This window comes from Segeticoccus rhizosphaerae (genome assembly GCF_005222685.1).
Lineage (GTDB): Bacteria > Actinomycetota > Actinomycetes > Actinomycetales > Dermatophilaceae > Segeticoccus > Segeticoccus rhizosphaerae.
Window position 1 is genome coordinate 14003 of the sequence record NZ_SWMA01000020.1, and the last position, 19430, is coordinate 33432.

The following is a 19430-nucleotide window of genomic DNA, read 5'->3' on the forward strand; positions in this document are numbered from 1 at the left end:
CCCGGCGCCGTCAGCCGGGCAGGTCCACCCACTCCGTCGCGGTGGGGCGCAGGCTGACCTCACCCGACGTCAGCGCCGCCACGATCGAACGCAGGTTCTCGACCCCGGTGACGGGCACGGCAGCCGTGACCACCACCGGGTCGGCGTAGCTGACGCCGCGCACCACCACGTCACGCGAACGCAGGTCGTGCTCTAGGCGTCCCGCCCCCGCGGGAGTGGTCAGCAGCTCCACGAGCTGCATCCGCTGGCGGCGCACCACGCCCTCCTCCTCCAGCCCCATCCGGACGGCCTCGGAGTAGGCCCGCACCAGGCCACCGGCGCCGAGCAGCGTGCCGCCGAAGTAGCGTGTCACCACCGCCACCACGTCGCTCAGCCCGTGACCCCGAAGCACCTCCAGCATCGGAGCCCCCGCCGTCCCACCGGGCTCGCCGTCGTCGTGCGAGCGCATGGTGGCGCCGTCCGGGCCGAGCACGAAGGCGGAGCAGTGGTGCCCGGCGTCCCAGTGCTCCTTGCGAGCGCGATCAACGACCTCCCGGGCGCCCGGCTCGTCAGTGACGCGACGCAGCCGGGCGAGGAAGCGGGAGCGTTTCACCTCGATCTCGGCGTCGCCCGGCCGGGCGATGGTCAGGTAGCTCGACGGCTCCGCTGGCTGACCCTCCACCCCGCCAGCCTAGGACGGCCTCCTCACCCTGCACCGGACCACAGCACCAGCGCTCCTAGGCTGGGGCCATGATCGCCCCCGCGAACCGTCTGCTGCGCCTGACCCGCGCGGTCGCCTTCGCCTCGGTGGCGGTCGTCCTGTCACTGGTAGCCCGGCCCCTGCAGCGGTGCCTGACGATCGCCGCCCTCGCCCTCGCCGCTCTCGCGCTGACCTGGGGCGCGGGTGCCTCGCCGGCCGCGGCGCACGACGTGCTGATCAAGACCACACCCGCCGACGGTGCCTCGGTGCCCCGGCTGCCCGACAAGGTCACGCTCACCTTCGACGACCCCGCGCTCGCGCTCGGCACCGAGCTGCGGGTCACCGGCCCCTCCGGCCAGGTCCAGGAGGGCAAGCCGGTGCTGGTGGACAACACGGTGAGCCAGGCCGTCCGCCCCGGCTCGCCCGCCGGGTCCTACACCGTCGTCTGGCGGGTCACCTCCGAGGACGGCCACCCGGTCTCGGGCACGTTCAGGTTCACCGCCGCGAAGGGCAACGGCGGCACCGCACCTTCGGCGAAGGCCAACCCGTCGGCTGCCTCGCCCGCGAACAGCTCGTCCTCGAGCGCGGCGAACAGCCCTGCCGCGAGCAGTCCCGCGACCTCCTCGGCTGGGAGCACACAGCAGCAGAGCGAGTCCGGGAGCTCGATGCCGTGGATCGCGGGAGTGGTGGCCATCGTCATCGTGCTCGGTGGCGTGGGCTTGTGGTTGAGGTGGCGTCGGAGGGCCTGAGCGGACGGCATACGCTGGGAAGGCGCGTGATCCGCGCCACATCTCCATACCGCACCCAAGGAGTCACCACCGTGGCCCAGTCCCCGTCGCCCACCGCAGCCGACCTCGTCACCGAGCCGGGAGCCACCCCTTCCCGGACCCGATGGAACGCACCGGGTCCCTTCGGGCCGTCTGAGGGTCACGAACAGGTCGCCTACTGCCACGACCGGGCCACGGGCCTGCGGGCCATCATCGCGATCCACAGCACCGCCCTCGGGCCGGCGCTCGGAGGCACGCGGTTCTTCCCCTACGAGACCGAGGACGACGCGCTGCAGGACGTGCTGCGCCTCTCCCGCGGGATGACCTACAAGAACGCGCTGGCTGGTCTCGACCTCGGCGGTGGCAAGGCCGTCATCATCGGCGATCCCTCCCTCGACAAGAGCGAGGCGCTGCTGCGGGCCTACGGCCGGTTCGTGGAGAGCCTCGGTGGCCGCTACGTCACCGCGTGCGACGTGGGCACCTACGTCGCCGACATCGACGTCGTGGGGCGGGAGACCAGCCACGCGGTCGGTCGCAGCGAGGCGAACGGCGGCTGCGGCGACTCGTCGGTGTTGACGGCGTATGGCGTGTTCCAGGCCATGCGCGCCAGCGCCGAGCACGTCTGGGGCGAGCCGACGCTGTCCGGCCGCACAGTGGGCATCGCAGGGGTCGGCAAGGTGGGACACCTGCTCGCCGAGCACCTGCTGGAGGACGGTGCCCAGCTGGTGGTGACCGACGTCAACACCGCTGCGGTGGAGGCGCTGCAGGTGCGGCACCCCGACATCGAGCAGGTGGAGGACGCCACCGCGCTGGTCAAGTCCGACCTGGACGTCTACGCGCCCTGCGCGATGGGTGGCGCGATCGACGACGCCACCGTGGAGACGCTGAGCGCGCGCATCGTCTGCGGGTCGGCGAACAACCAGCTGGTCGACGAGGGCGAGGACGGCACCGCGGCCCGGTTGCTCGCCCGCGGCATCGTCTACGCGCCGGACTTCCTCGCCAACTCCGGAGGCGTGATCCAGGTCTGCGACGAGTTGCACGGTTTCAACTTCGAGCGGTGCAAGGCTCGGGTCAGCGGCCTGTTCGAGGCGACTGCGTCCGTGCTGCGCCGGGCGGACGAGCACGGCATCTCGCCCGCGACCGCAGCCGCCCACCTCGCCGAGGAGCGGATCGAGGCGGTCGGCAACACCCGCCGCATCTACCTCCCTCGGCGCCGCTGACGCCTTACCCGGTGGCGCGTCAGCGGCGGGCGACGAGGGCGACGTCGATGGCGTCACCGTCCGGTGTGGTCCGGATGACCTCGCCGAGGCGCTCGATCGTGAGATCGCCCGCGGCTGTGCGCAGCTCCGCCTCGTCGTGCAGCAGGGCAGGGTTCGAGGGACCGCCCACGCCGTCGACGAGGTTGCGCTTGGCATGTCCCACGACCACGAGGCGGCCGCCGGGCGAGAGCAGGCTGCGCGCCTGTGCGAAGACGTCGTCGGCCAGGTGCAGGTAGGCGACCAGCACGAGGTCGTAGGTGGTGCCGGGGGCGGGCCGCCAGCTGCGCACGTCGGCGACGACCCACTCCACGTCGAGGCCGGCGCGCAGTGCGCCCGTCCTGCCCTTGTCGAGTCCCACGGCGGAGAAGTCGACCGCGGTCACCGACCAGCCGCGCCCCGCGAGCCAGACCGCGTGCCGGCCCTCGCCGGCCCCCAGATCGAGCGCTGTGCCGGGCGCCAGCGGAGCGCAGATCTCCTCGACCGTCACGTTCGGGGTCGCGGACCAGACCCGCTCGTGCTCGGCATACCTGCGGTCCCACTCCTGCGCCGGGTGGCCAGCCGTCACGAGCGCGGTCCCTCGACGACGAGCGGCGCCGCGTGCCCTGAGCTCGCGGCGTCGCGCAGGATGCGGGTCACTTGGGCAGCGGCGGGGCCTGCAGGACCTCCATCAGCGGCCAGATGCCGATGAGGAAGGCAGCGAGGACGATGCCGAAGAGGACGTAGAGGGCTGCCCTGACCCCGTCGGGGAGCCGCTGGCGTCGAACCGTGCCGTACGACTCGCCTCCCACCACCTCCAGGGGGGCGGCGTCGTCGGAGGCGTCGAGGGTCGACCGTTCGCTGCGCTGCATGGCGCCCATTGTGACACGGGCCACCTGACCTGCCCACGGCTCTCGGGTCACGCCTTCGTCACGACCCGGCGTCCGCTCGAGTGGCGCCGGAGGAGAAACCGGCTCACACTTCGAGGGACAACTCGTGTAGCGTGGGTACCACGATTACACAAGATTCCCGGGGCCGTCCCGTGAACCGCAACGAGTGCGAGCTCGAGGTGGGGAGCGAGAGGCCGCCCCGGCAGAGCCATGAGGGGGTCACGCCATGGGGCGCGGCCGGGCCAAAGCCAAGCAGACCAAGGTTGCCCGGGAGCTGAAGTACTTCTCTCCCGACACCGACCTGACGGCACTTGAGCGAGAGCTCCACGGATCATCGTCTCCCCGCGAGCGGGAGTCTGCTCCCGACTCACGCGAGGACGACTACGACGACTACGACAAGTGGGCGTCGGGAGACCGCTGAGTCACTCCACCTTCCGCGACGCGCGCACCTGACGTCGGGCGGCACGGTCGAGCACGCCGTGCTCGAGGTCAGGGATGCGTGCCGACCAGTTGGACGGCGCCGCCGTCCACTCCCTTGGCACCATGCGTCACCTCGACGCCGTCATCCGGGGTCGACGGCGCGCCGTCGCTCACCTCGCCGAGCACCCACGCCGGCAGACGGAGCCCTGCGGCGACCTCGATCGCCCGGTCCGCCTGGTCCGCGGGCAGCACGGCCACGAAGCCGACCCCCATGTTGAGCGTGCGCTCGAGGTCCGCCCGGGGCACCCGTCCGACCTCGCGCACGAGGTCGAAGACCGCCGGGGGTGTCCAGGTCGAGCGGTCCAGCCTCGCAAAGGTCCCCTGAGGCAGCACCCGGGCCAGGTTGGCCGCGAGCCCGCCGCCGGTGACGTGACTCAGGCCGTGGACGTCCAGGCCGTCGGTGCCGATCATGGCCAGCAGGTCGCGCGCATAGACCCGAGTCGGTTCGAGCAGCTCCTCGCCCAGCGTGCGGCCCAGCTCGGGCACCTCGCGGTCCAGCGCCCAGCCGGCGGTGTCGAAGACGCGACGTACCAGGGAGTAGCCGTTGGAGTGCAGGCCGGAGGAGGCCAGCCCCAGCACGAGGTCTCCCGGCACCACTCGCTGCGGACCGAGCACATCGGCATACTCGACCACCCCGGTGGCGGCGCCCGCGCAGTCGTACTCACCCGGCTCGAGCAGTCCCGGGTGCTCGGCCGTCTCGCCGCCCACGAGGGCGACCCCGGCCCGTTCGCAGGCCGCCGCGATGCCGCCGACGATCGCCGCGATCCGCTCGGGCACGACCTTGCCGGTGGCGATGTAGTCGGTCATGAACAGCGGCTCGGCGCCGCAGACCACGATGTCGTCGACGACCATGCCGACCAGGTCGAACCCGATCGTGTCGTGCACGTCCATCGCCTGGGCGATCGCCACCTTGGTGCCGACCCCGTCCGTGCTCGTGGCCAGGATCGGCCGGGTCATCGAAGCGATCGCGGACGCGTCGAACATCCCCGCGAAGCCCCCCAGACCGCCCACCACCTCGGGCCGCTGGGCACGCCCGACCGCGGCCTTCATCAGCTCGACCGCCTTGTCCCCCGCCTCCACGTCGACACCGGCGTCGGCATAGGTGATCGGCTGGGCTGGGGTATCGCTCACGACTCTCCTGGTGGTGAGGGGATGCTGCGGGCCTGTTCGGGGATGCTGCGGAGTATGACGTGCTGGTCGCGGCCGGCTCCAACCCACGGAGGGAGGCCGGGTCGCAGGATCAGTGGTGCACGGGCGTGCCGGGCACCGGGGGCCGATCGGTGGGCTCGGGGAGCTCGAGCTCGAGCACCGCGGCTCCGACTCGGTCGTCGTCGGGGACACCGATGGGGTAGACGCCGCTGAAGCAGGCCGTGCACAGCTGGTCGCGGGGCTGCTCGGTCGCCGCGACCATACCTTCCTCGCTGATGTAGCCGAGCGTGTCGGCACCGATGCTGGCGCGCACCCCCTCGACCCCGACGCCGTTGGCCAGCAACTCGGCGCGCGTGGGGAAGTCGATGCCGTAGAAGCACGGCCAGCGCACCGGAGGCGCGCTGATGCGCACATGCACCTCGGCGGCGCCGGCCTCGCGCAGCATCCGGACCACGGCCCGCTGGGTGTTGCCCCGGACGATGGTGTCGTCGATCACGACGAGCCGCTTCCCGCGGATCACCTCCGAGAGCGGGTTGAGCTTGAGCCTGATGCCCAGCTGCCGGATCGTCTGGGTCGGCTCGATGAAGGTGCGCCCGACGTAGGAGTTCTTGACCAGTCCGTGCCCGTAGGGAATCCCCGAGGCCTCGGCGTAGCCGATCGCCGCCGGTGTGCCGGACTCGGGCGTGGGGATGACCAGGTCGGCGTCGACCGGGTGCTCCCGGGCCAGCCGGCGCCCCATCTCGACCCTGGCCTCGTAGAGGGTGCGCCCGCTGATGGTCGTGTCGGGGCGAGCGAGGTAGACGTATTCGAAGACGCAGCCCTTGCGGACCGGCTCGGCGAACCTCTGGCTGCGCAGACCGTCCTCGTCGATGGCGATCAGCTCACCCGGCTCGATCTCGCGCACCACGCTGGCGCCGACGATGTCGAGGGCCGCGGTCTCGCTGGCCACGACCCATCCCCGCTCGAGGCGGCCGAGGACCAGGGGACGGATGCCCTGCGGGTCGCGGGCGGCATACAGCGTGTGCTCGTCCATGAACACGAAGCAGAACGCACCCCGCACGCGGGCCAGCACGTCGGCGGCGACCGACTCCAGGCTGCGGTCGGGTTCGCTGGTGAGCAGTGCGGTGACCAGGGCCGTGTCGGTCGTGTTGCCGCGCCGCAGCTCACCGCCCAGGCCGCCGAGCTCCTCGCCGTGCCGCTCCTGGAGCAGCTCGCGCAGCTCGGGCGTGTTGATCAGGTTGCCGTTGTGGGCGAGTGCGACCGTGCCGCCGTCGTCGGTGCCGCCGAGGGTCGGCTGGGCGTTCTCCCAGGTGCTGGCCCCGGTCGTGGAGTAGCGGCAGTGACCCACTGCCATGTGCCCGCGCAGGGAGTTGAGGCTGCCCTCGTCGAAGACCTGGGAGACCAGGCCCATGTCCTTGTAGACCGTGATCCGGCGACCGTCGCTGGTCGCGATGCCGGCCGCCTCCTGGCCACGGTGCTGCAGGGCGTAGAGGCCGAAGTAGGTGAGCTTGGAGACCTCTTCGCCGGGTGCCCAGACGCCGAAGACGCCACAGGCGTCCTGGGGGCCCTTTTCGCCGGGGAGGAGATCATGGGAGAGCATTCCGTCGCCACGTGCCACGGTGCCCAGTCTCGCACAGCTTCGGGGCGCGACCCCACTCCGCGCGGCCTGGCTGCGAGAGTGTGCGCTCGCCGCGCCGCCTACCTCAGCGAGCGCTTGTCCACCACCACGAGGACGATGCCCGCCACCAACAGTCCGAGCGCCGCGAAGATCACTCCGAAGAGCCCGACCAGCGTCATCGTGCTGTAGCCCGGGTTGGCCGGGCCGATCAACGCGATCGCCACCCCGACGAGCAGGCCGAGAAGGGCCCCCGTCGCCAGGAAGGGGACGATGTTGGGCGCCCGGCGGATCTTGCGCGGCTTGGTGTCCATCCTCCCCACGGTAAGCGATGACTGGGCCCTTGCAGCACGGGCCGTCCGCCTGCACCGTGCACGGGTGCCATCAGCGTAGGGTGACACGCAAGACGGGCAGCCGACGGTTGTCCAACGACGAACGCGGCCGTCTGCGCCGTGACGAAAGGGGCTCCACAGATGTGGAAATGGATACTCCTGATCGTGTTCCTGATCGTGATCGCGTTCCTGGTCTGGTACCTCTTGCGCAAGCCGAACGAGGGCACGGGAGCATCGACGCAGGGGCAGCCGGGGGCGGGAGCGGCCGGCTCCGCAGCGGGTGGCTACGGCATCCCGGGACAGGGCGAGGCGCCCCGGGCCGGGCAGCCCGGGGCCTACGACCAGCAGGGTGACTACGGCCAGCAGCCCCTTCCCCCCGGTCAGCCCTACGACCAGCAGACCGACTACCAGCAGGCCGGGTATGCCGACCCGGGCCAGGGCGGGTACCAGCAGCAGGGCTACGCCGACCCCGGCCAGGGCGGCTACGAGCAGGGCTACGCCGACCCCGGCCAGGGCGGCTACGAGCAGGGCTACGCCGACCCCGGCCAGCAGACCGAGTACCAGCAGGCCGGCTACGCCGAGGAGGGCCGGCAGGCCGGCTACGCCGACCCGAGCCAGCAGGACTACTCCGAAGGTGTCCAGCCTTCCGATGCCGCGACCGTGCACGACACGACCTGGCAGCAGGCGCCGGCCGGCCAGACCGGCTACGGCGACTCGTCACCCCACGCTCCGGCGGCTGGTGGCGTCGACGAGGCCTACTCCGAGCCGAGTGACTCCACCTCCAGGGCCGTGGACGGCAGTTTCGAGGAGGTCGAGCCGGCCGCCCCAGCTGGTGGCCCGGCCGACGAGGAGGTGCCCGGCGCCGGCGCGGTGAGCGGTGCCACGGCCGCTGCGGCCACCCGCACTCAGGGTGCCGAGGAGACTGCACCGACCACGGCACCGGCGGCCGAGCCGCTTGCCGAGCAGACGGCATACCGCGAAGAGACGCAGCAGGTGCCCGAGACACAGGTGACCCCTGAGCAGGCGGGCGCGCCGTCGACGGCAGCTGGGCAGCTGCCCTTCGGGGAGCCGGCCGAGGGCCCCTACGGTCCCGGTTCGGCGCACCCGGCGGAGGACGGCTCCGGGCCGGCCGGTTGGGCGGTCAAGGGCAACACCGGGTCGATGCTGTTCCACACCGACGAGTCGCCCTCCTACCAGGACACCCGTGCCGAGGTCTGGTTCGAGAACGAAGAGGCCGCCAAGGCGGCGGGATTCAAGCACTGGGACCGCAAGAGGCGCTGACCCCAGCAGCACTGAAGCGCTCCGAGGGCGCCCCGCACGTCGCGGGGCGCCCTCGTCCTCTCCGGGCTCGTGTGCCGCGCCTCACCCGCGCGTGAGGCTCACCGCGGCCCGTTCGATCTGCTCCTCCGACACCAGGACGTGGCGCGCCGCCTCCCCGAGCGGGATGAAGCTGTCCTCCGCCGCGACCCGAGCCAGCCGACCGACATACCCGTGGTCGACCAGGGCTGTGACAACGCCTTCGGAGACCCCGCCGGAGCGCCGCGTCTCGTCGACGACGAGGACCCGACCGGTCACCTCCGCCTCGCGCAGCAGGTCGGCCGTGGGAAGGGGGGCGAGCCAGCGCAGGTCGAGCACCCGGGGCCGGATGCCCCGCGCCTCGAGTCGCGGCACCACTCGCTGGGTGAGGTGGAGTCCGTTGCCGAAGGAGACGATGGTCAGGTCGGTGCCGTCCCCGTGGGTGCGACCGGCCCCGATCGGCACGTGGGCGGCGGACCAGCCGTCGGGTCCCACGTAGCGGCCCAGCCACAGGCCGTCGCCCTCGGCGAGCAGGTCCTTGGTGTGGTAGCGCGCGATCGGCTCGAGGAAGACGCTGACCACTCCCTCGGCGGCTGCCGCGACGCAGGTCCGCAGCATCGCCGCGGCGTCCTCGGGCCTCGACGGGGAGGCGACCACGATCCCCGGAATGTCCCGGAGCGAGGCGACGGCGTTGTCGTTGTGGAAGTGGCCGCCGAACCCCCGCTGGTAGGCGTACCCGGCCAGCCGCAGCACCATGCCGCCCCGGTACTGGCCCGAGGAGAAGAACGCCAAGGTGGCCGCCTCGCCGCGCAGCTGGTCGATGGCGTTGTGCAAGTAGGCGAGGTACTGGATCTCCGGGATCGGCAGGAGGCCGGACAGGCTTGCCCCGAGGGCGAGTCCGAGGATCGACTGCTCGTCCAGGACGGTGTCGAACACCCGCGCCCGGCGAGCTCGCGCCACCAGGCCACGAGTCACGCCGTAGACGCCGCCCTTGGTCGCCACGTCCTCGCCGAAGACCAACACCTCGGGGTGGGCGGCGAGCGCCTCCAGCAGGGTGCGGTTGATCGACTGCGCCAGCGTCAACGGCTCACCGTGCTCGGGCAGCGCCCCGCCGAAGACCGCTCGCCTGGCGTCGTCGTCGACCGGTCGGGTGACGCGTCGCGCGATGGTCTCGGGGTCCGGCAGCGCAAGGGGCGCCATGACCTGCTCGGCCGTCTCCAGGCGGGGTCGGCGCGCCACCTCGCGGGCGACCTCGCGCACCTCGCGCCGCTTGGCCTCGTAGCGCTCCCGGATCTCGTCCGGCGTGAGGATGGCCCGGTCGACGAGGGCGCGGGCCGTGCCCAGCAGCGGGTCGCGACGCCAGTCGGCGGCGATCTCGCCGGGACTGCGGTAGGCGGCCTCGACGTCCGAACCGGCGTGGCCCATCAGGCGGACCGTGGACAGGTGGAGGAAGACCGGGCGACGCCGGCTCCGGGCGATGTCGACGGCACGGGTCGCTGCCGCGAGCGCGGCGACCGGGTCGCTGCCGTCGGCGGCGAGGTACTCCAGTCCCGGGCGGAGGCCGTAGGCCTGTCGGATCCAGCCGCGGGGCGTGCGCACGCTGATGCCGAGTCCGTTGTCCTCACAGACGAACAGCAGCGGAAGGGGCAGCTCCTGGTAGCGGCAGTGGATGGCGGTGTTGATCGCGCCGACGGCCGTGGAGTGGTTGGCCGAGGCGTCACCGAAGCTGCACACCGCGACCGCGTCGGTCGGCCAGGGCGAGTCCACGCCGAGCTTCTTGGCTCGCGCGATCGACAGGGCGAGCCCCATCGCGCGAGGCAGGTGGGAGGCGACCGTGGAGGTCTGCGGGATGACCGCGAGGGCGTGGTTGCCGAAGACCTTGTGCCGGCCCCCGGCGATCGGCTCCTCGCGGGCCGCCACCACTCCCAGCAGCATGTCGCGCAACGGCGTCTGCCCCGGCACCTGCGAGGCGCGCTCGAGGTAGAACGCGCCGGAGCGGTAGTGCAGCAGGGCCGGGTCCGTGGGCTGCAGGGCCGCGGCGACCGCGGCGTTGCCCTCGTGGCCGGCCGACCCGATCGTGTAGAAGCCTGCCCCTTGCGCCTGCAGGTCGCGGGCCGCGAGATCGACGTGCCGGCTGCCGAGCTGGGAGTCGAAGAGCCGCAGGAGGCGCTCGGTGTCGGGGTCGACGAGCCCGACCGGCCCGCTCGGGGAGCGTAGGGCGGCAAGTCCCTCGAGGAAGGCCTGGTCGACGGGTTCGGTCACGGACGTTCCTTGCGCAACCGCGGCAGGACCTCGGTGGCGACCTGCTCCAGGACTGCGGGGTCGCCGGCATACGGGCCCTCCGGCCTCGGCCAGTGACACACGACGTCGGTGAAGCCGAGCTCGGCGGCGCGCAGCGCCGCCTCCTCGAAGCCCGCCACACTGGAGAGGGCGAAGACACCGCTCGCGTCGATGGAGAGGTAACGGTCGAGCTCGTCGCGTGGGCGGCCCGCCTCGTCGAGGGTCTGGTCCATGCGCAGACCGGCCTCGCGCACGGCGGCCCACCACTGCTCGGGCTCCGCCCCAGGGCGCCCAGTGGTGACCCATCCGCTGCCGAAGCGTGCCGCGAGCCGCATCGAGCGCGGACCGTTTGCCGCCACGACGAAGGGGATTCGCGGTTGCTGGAGCGGTCCGGGAAGCGTACGGGCGTCGACCGCGCCGAAGTAGGTGCCCTGGTAGTCGACGTGATCGCTCGTCAGCAGCCGGTCCAGCAGGGTGACGAACTCCTCGAAGCGGTCGGCTCGCTGCCGCCGGGTCAGCACGGCCCCGCCGAGGATGCGGGAGTCGAGGTCGCCGCCGGTGCCGAGTCCCGCGGTCAGCCGTCCCTGCGAGATGTCGTCCAGGGCGAGCAGGTCACGACTGAACGTCACCGGGTGCCGGTAGTTCGGAGAGGAGACGTAGGTGCCGAGCCGGATCCGTTCCGTCACCATCGCCGCCGCCGTCATGGTGGAAACGGTGCCGAACCAGGGCGAGTCCGGCAGCCCCGACCAGGTCAGGTGGTCGTAGGTCCAGGCGTGGTCGAACCCCAGCCCCTCCGCGCGACGCCACAACGGGGCAGCATCGCACCAGCGGTGCTCGGGAAGGATGACGATGCCGAAGCGCATAGCGAGACCCTATGACGGTCCGCGGGCCTCAGGTCGGCGAGCCGCCCATTCACGGGAAAGGTGTGGGTCCACCGAGAACACCGTGCTCACGCCGTCGCGCCGTCGCAGCTCGCCGTCGCCACTCACTCCACTTCGAAGAGGGGCAGGTGGGCGTCGAGGACGGCGCGTTGCCCGCTGTGCCGCAGGGCCCCCGACGCCTCGGCCTCGCTCCAGGTGGTCCGGCCGGTCACCAGAGCCAGCCAGGTGTGCGCGTCCGTCTCGACGACGTTGGGCGGCGTGCCTCGCGTGTGCCTCGGCCCCTCGATGCACTGCACCGCACCGAAGGGCGGCACGCGCACCTCGACGCTGCGCCCCGGAGCCCGTGCGCCCAGCTCCTCGAGGCTGAAGCGGACGGCTGTCGCGACGTCGGCGCGGGGCGCCTCCTCGGCAGCGGAACGCCATACCTGCAAGGCTTTTTCGCCGTCCGCGATCGGGACGCGGCGACGCGGGGGCATCAGAGCCCGTCGCGCACGATCGGGCAGGACATGCACCGCGGACCGCCCCGGCCACGGCCGAGCTCGTTGCCGGGCACCTCGATGACCTCGACGGCGTGCTCGCGCAGGTAGGTGTTGGTCGCGACGTTGCGCTCGTAGGCGATGACCACGTTGGGCTCCACTGCGAGCACGTTGCAGCCGTCGTCCCACTGTTCGCGGGCGGCGGCGTGGGCGTCCTGCTCCGCCGTGAGCACGTTGATCGACCCCAGGCCCAACGCCGCGGCGATGGCGCGGTGCATTTCCTCCGGCGGGTGATCGGTGATCTTGAGCTCCTTCTCGGTGGCACCGCTCTCGATCGTGAACGACGGCAGCATCCCGAGCCCGGCGTACTGCGTGAAGGTGTCCTCGTTGACCATCGTCATCACGGTGTCCAGGTGCATCAGCGCACGCGCCTTGGGCATGTCCAGCGCGACGATCGAGCGCACCGACCCGTCGACCAGGAGGCTGCGCGCGAGCCGCTCGACACCCTGCGGGGTGGTGCGCTCGCTGATGCCGACGAGCACGGCCCCGCCTCCGAGGACGAGCATGTCGCCGCCCTCCGTGGTGGCCGGTCCACCCAGGCGTCCCTGCTGCCAGATGCGGAAGTCGGCGTCGGCGAAGAGCGGGTGCCAGCGGTAGATCGCCTCGTAGTGCACGGTCTCGCGCATCCGCGCCTTCTTGTGCATCGAGTTGACGCTGACGCCGCCATAGATCCAGGCCGAGGTGTCACGGGTGAACAGGTGGTTGGGCAGCGGTGCGAGGACCATGTCGTCCGGCTCGAGCGCGTGGATCACGAGCGACTTCGGCTCCTCGATGCGCTCGAGCAGCTCGCGCTTGGTGATGCCACCGATGAGGAAGGTCGTGAGGGTCGCCTCGTCCATGCCGTCGAAGAGGTTGCGCAACGCGTCGATGGCCATCGGCCCGTAGAATCGCTCGTCGAGCGACTGGTCGAGGATGTGCTTGCGGGCCTCGGGGATCGCGAGCGTCTGCTCCAGCAGCTCGGCGAACAGGTGCACGGACACGTCCCGACCGCGCAGCGCAGCGACGAACGCATCGTGCTCCTGCTGCGCCTGGGTCACCCACAGGACGTCGTCATACAGGTAGGCGTCCTTGTTCGACGGCGTGAGCCGCTGCATCTCCAGTCCCGGCCGGTGCACGATGACCTGCCGCAGGCGCCCGACCTCGGAGCCGACGTGAAACCTCATGAAGTCTCCTTCTCGCATGGTGAGACCCCATCCTCGCACCCCCGTGCGGTCGTCGGGGACCACTGCGCCGGACCCGCCGCCTCGACCGCGCACTACCTTGGGTGCCATGAAGGCGACCACGATCCACGCTCCGTATGACGTCCGGCTCAGTGACGTCCCCGACCCGCAGATCGCCGCGCCCACCGATGCGCTGGTGCGCGTCACCGCCGCGTGTGTCTGCGGGTCGGACCTGTGGCGCTATCGCGGGATCAACGAGATCACCGAGGGATCCCGGATCGGGCACGAGTTCGTCGGCGTCGTCGAGGAGTGTGGCGACAGCGTGACCTCCGTGCGTCCCGGCGACTTCGTCATCGCGCCCTTCACCTACTCCGACGGGACCTGCCCGAACTGTGCGGCGGATGTGCAGTCGGCCTGCGTGCACGGTGGCAACTACGGACTTCCGGACGAGCAGGGGCATCTCGTCGACGGCTGCCAGGGGGAGTACGTCCGGGTGCCGCTCGCGGACGGCACTCTCGTGGCGACGGCGGACGTGCCGGACGACGACCTCGTGCCCTCGCTGCTGGCCCTGTCCGACGTGATGGGCACGGGCTGGCACGCGGCCCTGCGCGCTGGGGTGCGACCGGGCCAGACCGTCGTCGTGGTCGGTGACGGCGCGGTCGGGCTCTGCGGGGTGCTCGCCGCCTCCCGCCTGGGTGCGGAGCGGGTCGTGGCCCTGTCCCGGCACCAGCCGCGGCAGGCCCTCGCGCGCGAGTTCGGGGCGACCGACATCGTCGCCGAGCGGGGCGACGAAGCCGTCTCGGCCGTCCTCGAGCTGACCGACGGCACCGGCGCCGACGCGGTGCTGGAGTGCGTGGGCACCGACCAGTCGATGACGACCGCGCTGGACTGCGCCCGGGCCGGCGCGACGGTGGGCTACGTCGGCGTGCCGCATGGGGTGGAGCTGCCGATCGGCCGGATGTTCGGGCGCAACGTGGGACTCGCCGGTGGGGTGGCACCGGCCCGGGCCTACCTGCCCACGCTGCGCGACGAGGTGCTCTCCGGCGCGATCTCGCCCGGCCGGGTCTTCGACCTCGAGCTGCCGCTCGTCGAGGTGGCCGAGGCCTACGCGGCGATGGACGAGCGGCGCGCCATCAAGACCCTGCTGCGGCCCTGAGCCGGGCCGGGATCGGGCTCCGGGTCGCGGAACGGCCGCGCCGCTAGCGTTGCCGTCATGAACCCAGGAGGCCCGGACGTCCAGTTGGTCCCTGACGACGACGGACGCGGCGGGGTCACGGTCGTGATGGACGGGTCGCCGCAGTCGCACGTCTCACTCGACGACCCGGCATACCTGGCCTTCGAGTACGTCCAGCACCTGGCGACCGTCATCGACACCCTCCCGGACGGCCCGCTCGCGGTGACCCATGTCGGCGGGGCGGCGATGACCCTGGCGCGCTACGTCAGTGCGGCGCGGCCGGGGTCGCCACAGATCGTGCTCGAGCCCAACGTCGCGCTGACCGAGCTGGTGCGACGCGAGCTGCCCCTGCCGCGTCGGCACCGGATCAGGGTGCGGCCGCAGGACGGTCTGACCGGTGTCGCGGGGTTGGCCGACGCCAGCGCCGACGTCGTGGTGCTGGACGCGTATGCCGGGGCCCGCGTGCCGGCGGAGCTCACCACCGTGCAGTTCCTGACCGATGTGGCGCGTGTGCTGCGACCCGACGGTCTCGCCCTGCTCAACCTCGCCGACGAGCCCGGCCTGCGTTATGTGGCAAGGGTGCTCGCGGGGCTGCGGGAAGCCGTCGGGGAGGTCGCGGTGATCGCGTCGCACGAGGTGCTCAAGGGCAAGCGTTTCGGCAACGTCGTGGCAGTGGCGTCGGGCGGCGCGTTGGATGTCACGGGTCTGCGGCGGGCGGCGGCTCGAGCACCCCTGCCGACCGGCGTGCGCGACGCGGCGCAGCTGGCGCGACAGGTCGGGAGGGTGCGGCCCTGGACCGTGGCCGAGAGCGCCCCCTCGCCCGCACCGCCTCCGGCGCGGGTCTGGCGCCGCCGCTGACCTGCCGGCCGTAGAGTGCCGGGCATGCTCGAACGATTCCGGGTGGTCCCCGCTGCCTACGTGCTGTTGCTGCGGCCAGAGCCCGACGGCCCGGCGGGCAGCGACGGAGCCACCGGCAGACAGGTCCTGCTCCAACTGCGTCAGGGCACGGGCTACCGCGACGGGCACTGGGCCGCAGCCGCGGCCGGGCACGTCGAACGGGGCGAGTCGGTCTTCGAGGCGGCCGTCCGCGAGGCCCGCGAGGAGCTCGGGATCGAGCTGCGCACGGACGGCCTGGTGCCGCTCACGGCGATGCATCGGACCGCCGGCGACGGGGACCCGGTCAACGAGCGGGTCGACTACTTCCTCACGGCGAGCGACTGGTCGGGCGTACCCGCCATCCAGGAGCCCGACAAGTGCGCCGACCTCGAGTGGTTCAGCCTCGACGCGCTGCCCGACCCGGTCGTCCCGCACGAAGCCGTGGTCCTCGACCTGCTCCGGCGCGGTGCCGTGCCCGCCATACTCGCCCACGGCTTCTGACCGACCGGGCCGCGAGCTCGACTCGCCCGTCCTTTGCTCAGCTCAGGCCGGTTTCGCGAGGGCGATGAGCGGTCTGGACTGAGCACGGGCCGGCCGGGCGGCTGCGTCAGTGCGCGAAGGCCGCGGGCAGGGTGCCGGTGTGCGCGTGCCGGAGCTCCTCGAGGGTGACGCTGAACCGGCCCTGCAGCTCGATCCCGTCGAGCTCGTCGTCGACCACACCGATCCGGGCGTGCGCGAACCCGCGCGCCGAGCACATGTCGGTGAACCGCACTTCCTCCGACCGTGGCACCGCCACGACCGCCCGGGCCGCGGACTCGCTGAACAACGCGGTGAACACGTCGATCCCGTCACGTTCGCAGACCTCGTCCAGCCAGACGCGGGCGCCGGCGCCGTAGCGCATCGTGCCCTCGGCGAGCGCGATCGCCAGACCGCCGTCGGACAGGTCGTGCGCCGCGTCGATCAGTCCGTCCCGGGAGGCGTTGACCAGGATCTCTCCCAGCTCGCGCTCGAGTCCCAGCTCGACCGCCGGCGGCAGCCCACCGAGGTGCCCGTGCACCACGTCGGCCCAGGTCGAGCCGCCGATCTCCGAGGCTGTGCGTCCGAGCAGGTAGAGCATCTGCCCGGGGGCCTTCCACCCCGACGGAGTGCGCCGCGCGACGTCATCCATCACGCCGAGCACCGCGACGACGGGCGTCGGGTGGATCGCGGTCTCGCCGGTCTGGTTGTAGAAGGAGACGTTGCCGCCGGTGACCGGGATGCCCAGGGCCAGGCAGCCGTCATACAGGCCGCGCACGGCCTCGCTGAACTCCCACATCACCCCGGGGTCCTCCGGCGAGCCGAAGTTGAGGCAGTCGGACACTGCGAGCGGGGTCGCGCCTGCGGTGGCCACGTTGCGGTAGGACTCGGCGAGCGCGAGCTGCGCCCCGGCATACGGGTCGAGCTTGGCGAAGCGGCTGTTGCAGTCGGTCGACAGCGCGACCCCGAGGCCGGTCTCCTCGTCCACCCGCACGACGCCGGCGTCGTCGGGCATCGCGAGCGCCGTGTTGCCCCGGACGTAGCGGTCGTACTGGTCGGTGACCCACGACTTGTCGCACAGGTTGGGCGAGGCCAGCAGCTGGAGCAGCGTCGCCTTGAGGTCTTGCGGCGTGGACGGCCTGGACAGCCGCGCACCGTCGTCAGCCTGCAAACCATCGAGGTATGCCGGCCGCTCCAGCGGGCGCTCGTAGACCGGGCCGTCGTGGGCCACCGAACGCGGAGGGACGTCGACGATGAGCTCGTCGCCCCAGTGGATCTGCAGGTTGGTGCCGTCGGTCACCTCACCCACCACCGTGGCCTCGACGTCCCAGCGGTCCGCGATCGCCATGAACTCGTCGAGCCTGTCGGGAGTGACGACCGCCATCATCCGCTCCTGCGACTCGCTCATGAGCACCTCCTCCGGACGCAGCGTCGCGTCGCGCAGCGGCACCCGGTCGAGCCACACCCGCATGCCACCGTCACCCGCAGAGGCGAGTTCACTGGTGGCACAGGAGAGCCCGGCACCACCGAGGTCCTGGATACCTTCCACGACCTCCGCGGCGTAGAGGTCGAGGCAGCACTCGATGAGGACCTTCTCGGCGAACGGGTCGCCGACCTGCACCGCGGGGCGCTTGCCGACACCCTCGTCGTCGAAGGTCTCGGACGCGAGCACCGAGACACCGCCGATCCCGTCGCCCCCCGTCTTGGCGCCGAAGAGCACCACGAGGTTACCGGTGCCCGTGGCCTTGGCCAGGTGCAGGTTTTCGTGCCGCAACGCACCGACGCAGAGGGCGTTGACGAGGGGGTTCCCCTGGTAGCAGGGGTCGAAGACAACCTCGCCCCCGATGTTCGGCAGGCCCAGGCAGTTGCCGTAGCCGCCCACCCCGGCGACGATGCCGGGCAGCACGCGCTGGGTGTCGGGATGGTCGATCGCCCCGAACCGCAACGGGTCCATCACCGCAATCGGGCGGGCACCCATCGCCATGATGTCGCGCACGATCCCTCCGACGCCGGTCGCGGCGCCCTGGTAGGGCTCGACGTAGGAGGGGTGGTTGTGGCTCTCGACCTTGAAGGTCACCGCCCAGCCCTGACCGATGTCGATGACCCCTGCGTTCTCGCCGATGCCGGCCAGCTGCTTGCCCAGCGGTGTCTCGGCCGGCAGGTCGCCGAACCGGCGCAGGTGCACCTTGGAGGATTTGTAGGAGCAGTGCTCCGACCACATGACGGAGTACATCGCGAGCTCAGCGCTCGTGGGCCGGCGACCGAGGATCTCGCGGATCCGGGCGTACTCGTCCTCCCCCAGCCCCAGCTCGGCCCAGGGTTGCGGTGTGTCGGAGGAGGCAGCGGCGCGCTCGACGGTGTCGAGCTGCGAGGTCGAGGCGCTCACGCCCTGACCACCTGAGCCAGGACCGAGGTGAAGAAGCCGAGCCCGTCGACCGAGGGACCGTAGCCCTCCTCGACGGCATGCTCGGGGTGCGGCATCAGACCGACCACGTTGCCCCGTTCGTTGGTGATCCCGGCGATGTCGCGGTAGGAGCCGTTGGGGTTCTGCCCCACGTAGCGGAACGCCACCCGCCCCTCGGCCTCGAGCGCGTCGAGGGTGCGCTCGTCGGCGACGTAGCTGCCCTCGCCGTTCTTCAGCACGACGGTGATCTCCTGTCCCTGCTCGTAGTCGGACGTCCACGCGGTAGCGGCGTTCTCGACCCGCAGCACCTGGTCACGGCAGACGAACTTGCGGTGGTCGTTGCGGATCAGCGCCCCCGGCAGCAGGTGCGATTCGCAGAGGACCTGGAAGCCGTTGCAGATGCCGAGCACCGGCAGCCCGCCCTGGGCCGCGGGCACGAGCGCCCCCATCACCGGGGCGAACCGCGCGATGGCACCACAGCGCAGGTAGTCGCCGTAGGAGAAGCCGCCCGGCAGGATCACGGCATCGACTCCTCGCAGGCCCTCGTCGCCGTGCCAGAGCGGCACCGCCTCGGCACCGACGAGGCGCACCGCGCGCAACGCGTCCTGGTCGTCGAGCGACCCGGGGAAGGTGACGACCCCGATCCTCATCGCGCCGACTCCGCCGCTGCCGTGTCCTGCTCCGCCCGGACAGCCTCCACGTCCTGCTCCGCCCGGACAGACACGACGTCCTCGATCACCGGGTTGGACAGCAGCGTCTCGGCGGCCCGACGCGCAGCGGCAAGCACCTCGTCGGTCACCTCGCCGTCGACGGTCAGGACGAAGCGCTTGCCCTGCCGCACGTCGATGAAGTGGTCGATTCCCAGCCTCGGGAGGGCGCCGGCGACGGCCTGTCCCTGCGGGTCGAGAATCTCGGGCTTGAGCATCACGTCGACGACGACGTTTCCCATGCGAGGTGCTCCTCGTGAGTGCGGCCACGCGCGAAAGCCCGGCCGAGGGGTATGGCGGTCACCCAAGGATATCCGCCCGGTCGCCCGGGCGTGGTCTCGCCCATCCCCGCCCGACCGCCGCCCCGGTGGTGGAGCGCAACCCGGTTCGCCCATTCGGTGTCACACGAATCGCCGCCGGCCCTAACCTGAGGATCGGAAGGAGGAAACCTTG

General features: G+C 71.8%; 20 protein-coding genes. 7 read left to right on the forward strand and 13 right to left on the reverse strand.

Features of this window, described 5'->3' with window-relative positions; all coding sequences use genetic code 11:
* Window positions 1-10: 10 nt before the first annotated feature.
* Complete coding sequence (locus FCN22_RS13665; RefSeq protein ID WP_137122117.1) at window positions 11-661, reverse strand: IMPACT family protein; 651 nt, start codon at window positions 659-661, stop codon at window positions 11-13.
* A 68-nt stretch (window positions 662-729) separates the two neighbouring features.
* Here FCN22_RS13665 and FCN22_RS13670 point away from each other — a divergent pair, with 68 nt between their 5' ends.
* Window positions 730-1428 carry a copper resistance CopC family protein gene (locus FCN22_RS13670; protein ID WP_137122118.1) on the forward strand — a complete coding sequence of 233 codons (699 nt, stop codon included), beginning with the start codon at window positions 730-732 and terminating at the stop codon, window positions 1426-1428.
* Window positions 1429-1499: 71 nt separating this feature from the next.
* Window positions 1500-2666, forward strand: a complete 1167-nt coding sequence (locus FCN22_RS13675; protein WP_137122119.1) for a Glu/Leu/Phe/Val dehydrogenase dimerization domain-containing protein — start codon at window positions 1500-1502, stop codon at window positions 2664-2666.
* 19 nt (window positions 2667-2685) lie between these two features.
* Here FCN22_RS13675 and FCN22_RS13680 read toward each other — a convergent pair whose 3' ends face one another.
* Window positions 2686-3270, reverse strand: coding sequence for a class I SAM-dependent methyltransferase (locus FCN22_RS13680; protein ID WP_137122120.1), 585 nt, complete (start codon window positions 3268-3270; stop codon window positions 2686-2688).
* A 67-nt stretch (window positions 3271-3337) separates the two neighbouring features.
* Window positions 3338-3553: a hypothetical protein gene (locus FCN22_RS13685; RefSeq protein WP_137122121.1), complete on the reverse strand. Its 216-nt coding sequence runs from the start codon at window positions 3551-3553 to the stop codon at window positions 3338-3340.
* Window positions 3554-3797: 244 nt separating this feature from the next.
* On the opposite strand from FCN22_RS13685, the gene FCN22_RS13690 reads away from it, so the two are divergent.
* Window positions 3798-3992 (forward strand): DUF3073 domain-containing protein, encoded by a 195-nt coding sequence (locus FCN22_RS13690; RefSeq protein WP_137122122.1) that lies wholly within the window; start codon window positions 3798-3800, stop codon window positions 3990-3992.
* A gap of 68 nt (window positions 3993-4060) precedes the next feature.
* On the opposite strand, the gene purM is transcribed toward FCN22_RS13690, so the two are convergent.
* The 3 genes from purM to FCN22_RS13705 all read right to left on the reverse strand — a co-directional run bounded on the left by purM (window position 4061) and on the right by FCN22_RS13705 (window position 7129).
* Window positions 4061-5182, reverse strand: a complete 1122-nt coding sequence (gene purM, locus FCN22_RS13695) for a phosphoribosylformylglycinamidine cyclo-ligase (protein ID WP_137122123.1) — start codon at window positions 5180-5182, stop codon at window positions 4061-4063.
* A 109-nt stretch (window positions 5183-5291) separates the two neighbouring features.
* Window positions 5292-6818 carry an amidophosphoribosyltransferase gene (gene purF / locus FCN22_RS13700; RefSeq protein WP_137122124.1) on the reverse strand — a complete coding sequence of 509 codons (1527 nt, stop codon included), beginning with the start codon at window positions 6816-6818 and terminating at the stop codon, window positions 5292-5294.
* Between the two features lie 80 nt (window positions 6819-6898).
* Window positions 6899-7129, reverse strand: a complete 231-nt coding sequence (locus FCN22_RS13705) for a hypothetical protein (protein WP_137122125.1) — start codon at window positions 7127-7129, stop codon at window positions 6899-6901.
* A 183-nt stretch (window positions 7130-7312) separates the two neighbouring features.
* On the opposite strand from FCN22_RS13705, the gene FCN22_RS13710 reads away from it, so the two are divergent.
* Window positions 7313-8428 (forward strand): sunset domain-containing protein, encoded by a 1116-nt coding sequence (locus tag FCN22_RS13710; RefSeq protein ID WP_137122126.1) that lies wholly within the window; start codon window positions 7313-7315, stop codon window positions 8426-8428.
* A gap of 81 nt (window positions 8429-8509) precedes the next feature.
* On the opposite strand, the gene FCN22_RS13715 is transcribed toward FCN22_RS13710, so the two are convergent.
* The 4 genes from FCN22_RS13715 to FCN22_RS13730 form a co-directional block, all read right to left on the reverse strand.
* Window positions 8510-10705 carry a thiamine pyrophosphate-dependent enzyme gene (locus tag FCN22_RS13715; protein WP_137122127.1) on the reverse strand — a complete coding sequence of 732 codons (2196 nt, stop codon included), beginning with the start codon at window positions 10703-10705 and terminating at the stop codon, window positions 8510-8512.
* Window positions 10702-11586 carry an LLM class flavin-dependent oxidoreductase gene (locus FCN22_RS13720; protein WP_137122128.1) on the reverse strand — a complete coding sequence of 295 codons (885 nt, stop codon included), beginning with the start codon at window positions 11584-11586 and terminating at the stop codon, window positions 10702-10704. The genes FCN22_RS13715 and FCN22_RS13720 overlap by 4 nt, the downstream gene beginning before the upstream one ends.
* A gap of 122 nt (window positions 11587-11708) precedes the next feature.
* Window positions 11709-12080: a sterol carrier family protein gene (locus tag FCN22_RS13725; protein ID WP_137122129.1), complete on the reverse strand. Its 372-nt coding sequence runs from the start codon at window positions 12078-12080 to the stop codon at window positions 11709-11711.
* Window positions 12080-13303 (reverse strand): arginine deiminase, encoded by a 1224-nt coding sequence (locus tag FCN22_RS13730; protein ID WP_137122130.1) that lies wholly within the window; start codon window positions 13301-13303, stop codon window positions 12080-12082. The genes FCN22_RS13725 and FCN22_RS13730 overlap by 1 nt, the downstream gene beginning before the upstream one ends.
* A 106-nt stretch (window positions 13304-13409) precedes the next feature.
* Here FCN22_RS13730 and FCN22_RS13735 point away from each other — a divergent pair, with 106 nt between their 5' ends.
* From FCN22_RS13735 to FCN22_RS13745, 3 genes are read left to right on the forward strand one after another with little or no spacing between them, the layout of a single operon-like run.
* The gene (locus FCN22_RS13735; RefSeq protein WP_137122131.1) at window positions 13410-14456 is read left to right on the forward strand and encodes a zinc-dependent alcohol dehydrogenase family protein; all 1047 of its coding nucleotides are present in this window, start codon (window positions 13410-13412) and stop codon (window positions 14454-14456) included.
* Window positions 14457-14513: 57 nt separating this feature from the next.
* On the forward strand, window positions 14514-15332 hold the full coding sequence (locus FCN22_RS13740) for a spermidine synthase (protein WP_238384732.1): 819 nt from the start codon (window positions 14514-14516) through the stop codon (window positions 15330-15332).
* Window positions 15333-15356: 24 nt separating this feature from the next.
* Window positions 15357-15851: an NUDIX domain-containing protein gene (locus FCN22_RS13745; RefSeq protein WP_137122132.1), complete on the forward strand. Its 495-nt coding sequence runs from the start codon at window positions 15357-15359 to the stop codon at window positions 15849-15851.
* Window positions 15852-15957: 106 nt separating this feature from the next.
* On the opposite strand, the gene purL is transcribed toward FCN22_RS13745, so the two are convergent.
* The 3 genes from purL to purS are packed head-to-tail and all read right to left on the reverse strand — an operon-like array spanning window position 15958 to window position 19219.
* On the reverse strand, window positions 15958-18252 hold the full coding sequence (gene purL, locus FCN22_RS13750) for a phosphoribosylformylglycinamidine synthase subunit PurL (protein ID WP_137122133.1): 2295 nt from the start codon (window positions 18250-18252) through the stop codon (window positions 15958-15960).
* Window positions 18249-18920, reverse strand: coding sequence for a phosphoribosylformylglycinamidine synthase subunit PurQ (purQ, locus tag FCN22_RS13755; protein WP_137122134.1), 672 nt, complete (start codon window positions 18918-18920; stop codon window positions 18249-18251). The genes purL and purQ overlap by 4 nt, the downstream gene beginning before the upstream one ends.
* Window positions 18917-19219 (reverse strand): phosphoribosylformylglycinamidine synthase subunit PurS, encoded by a 303-nt coding sequence (purS, locus tag FCN22_RS13760; RefSeq protein WP_137122135.1) that lies wholly within the window; start codon window positions 19217-19219, stop codon window positions 18917-18919. The genes purQ and purS overlap by 4 nt, the downstream gene beginning before the upstream one ends.
* Window positions 19220-19430: the final 211 nt, after the last annotated feature.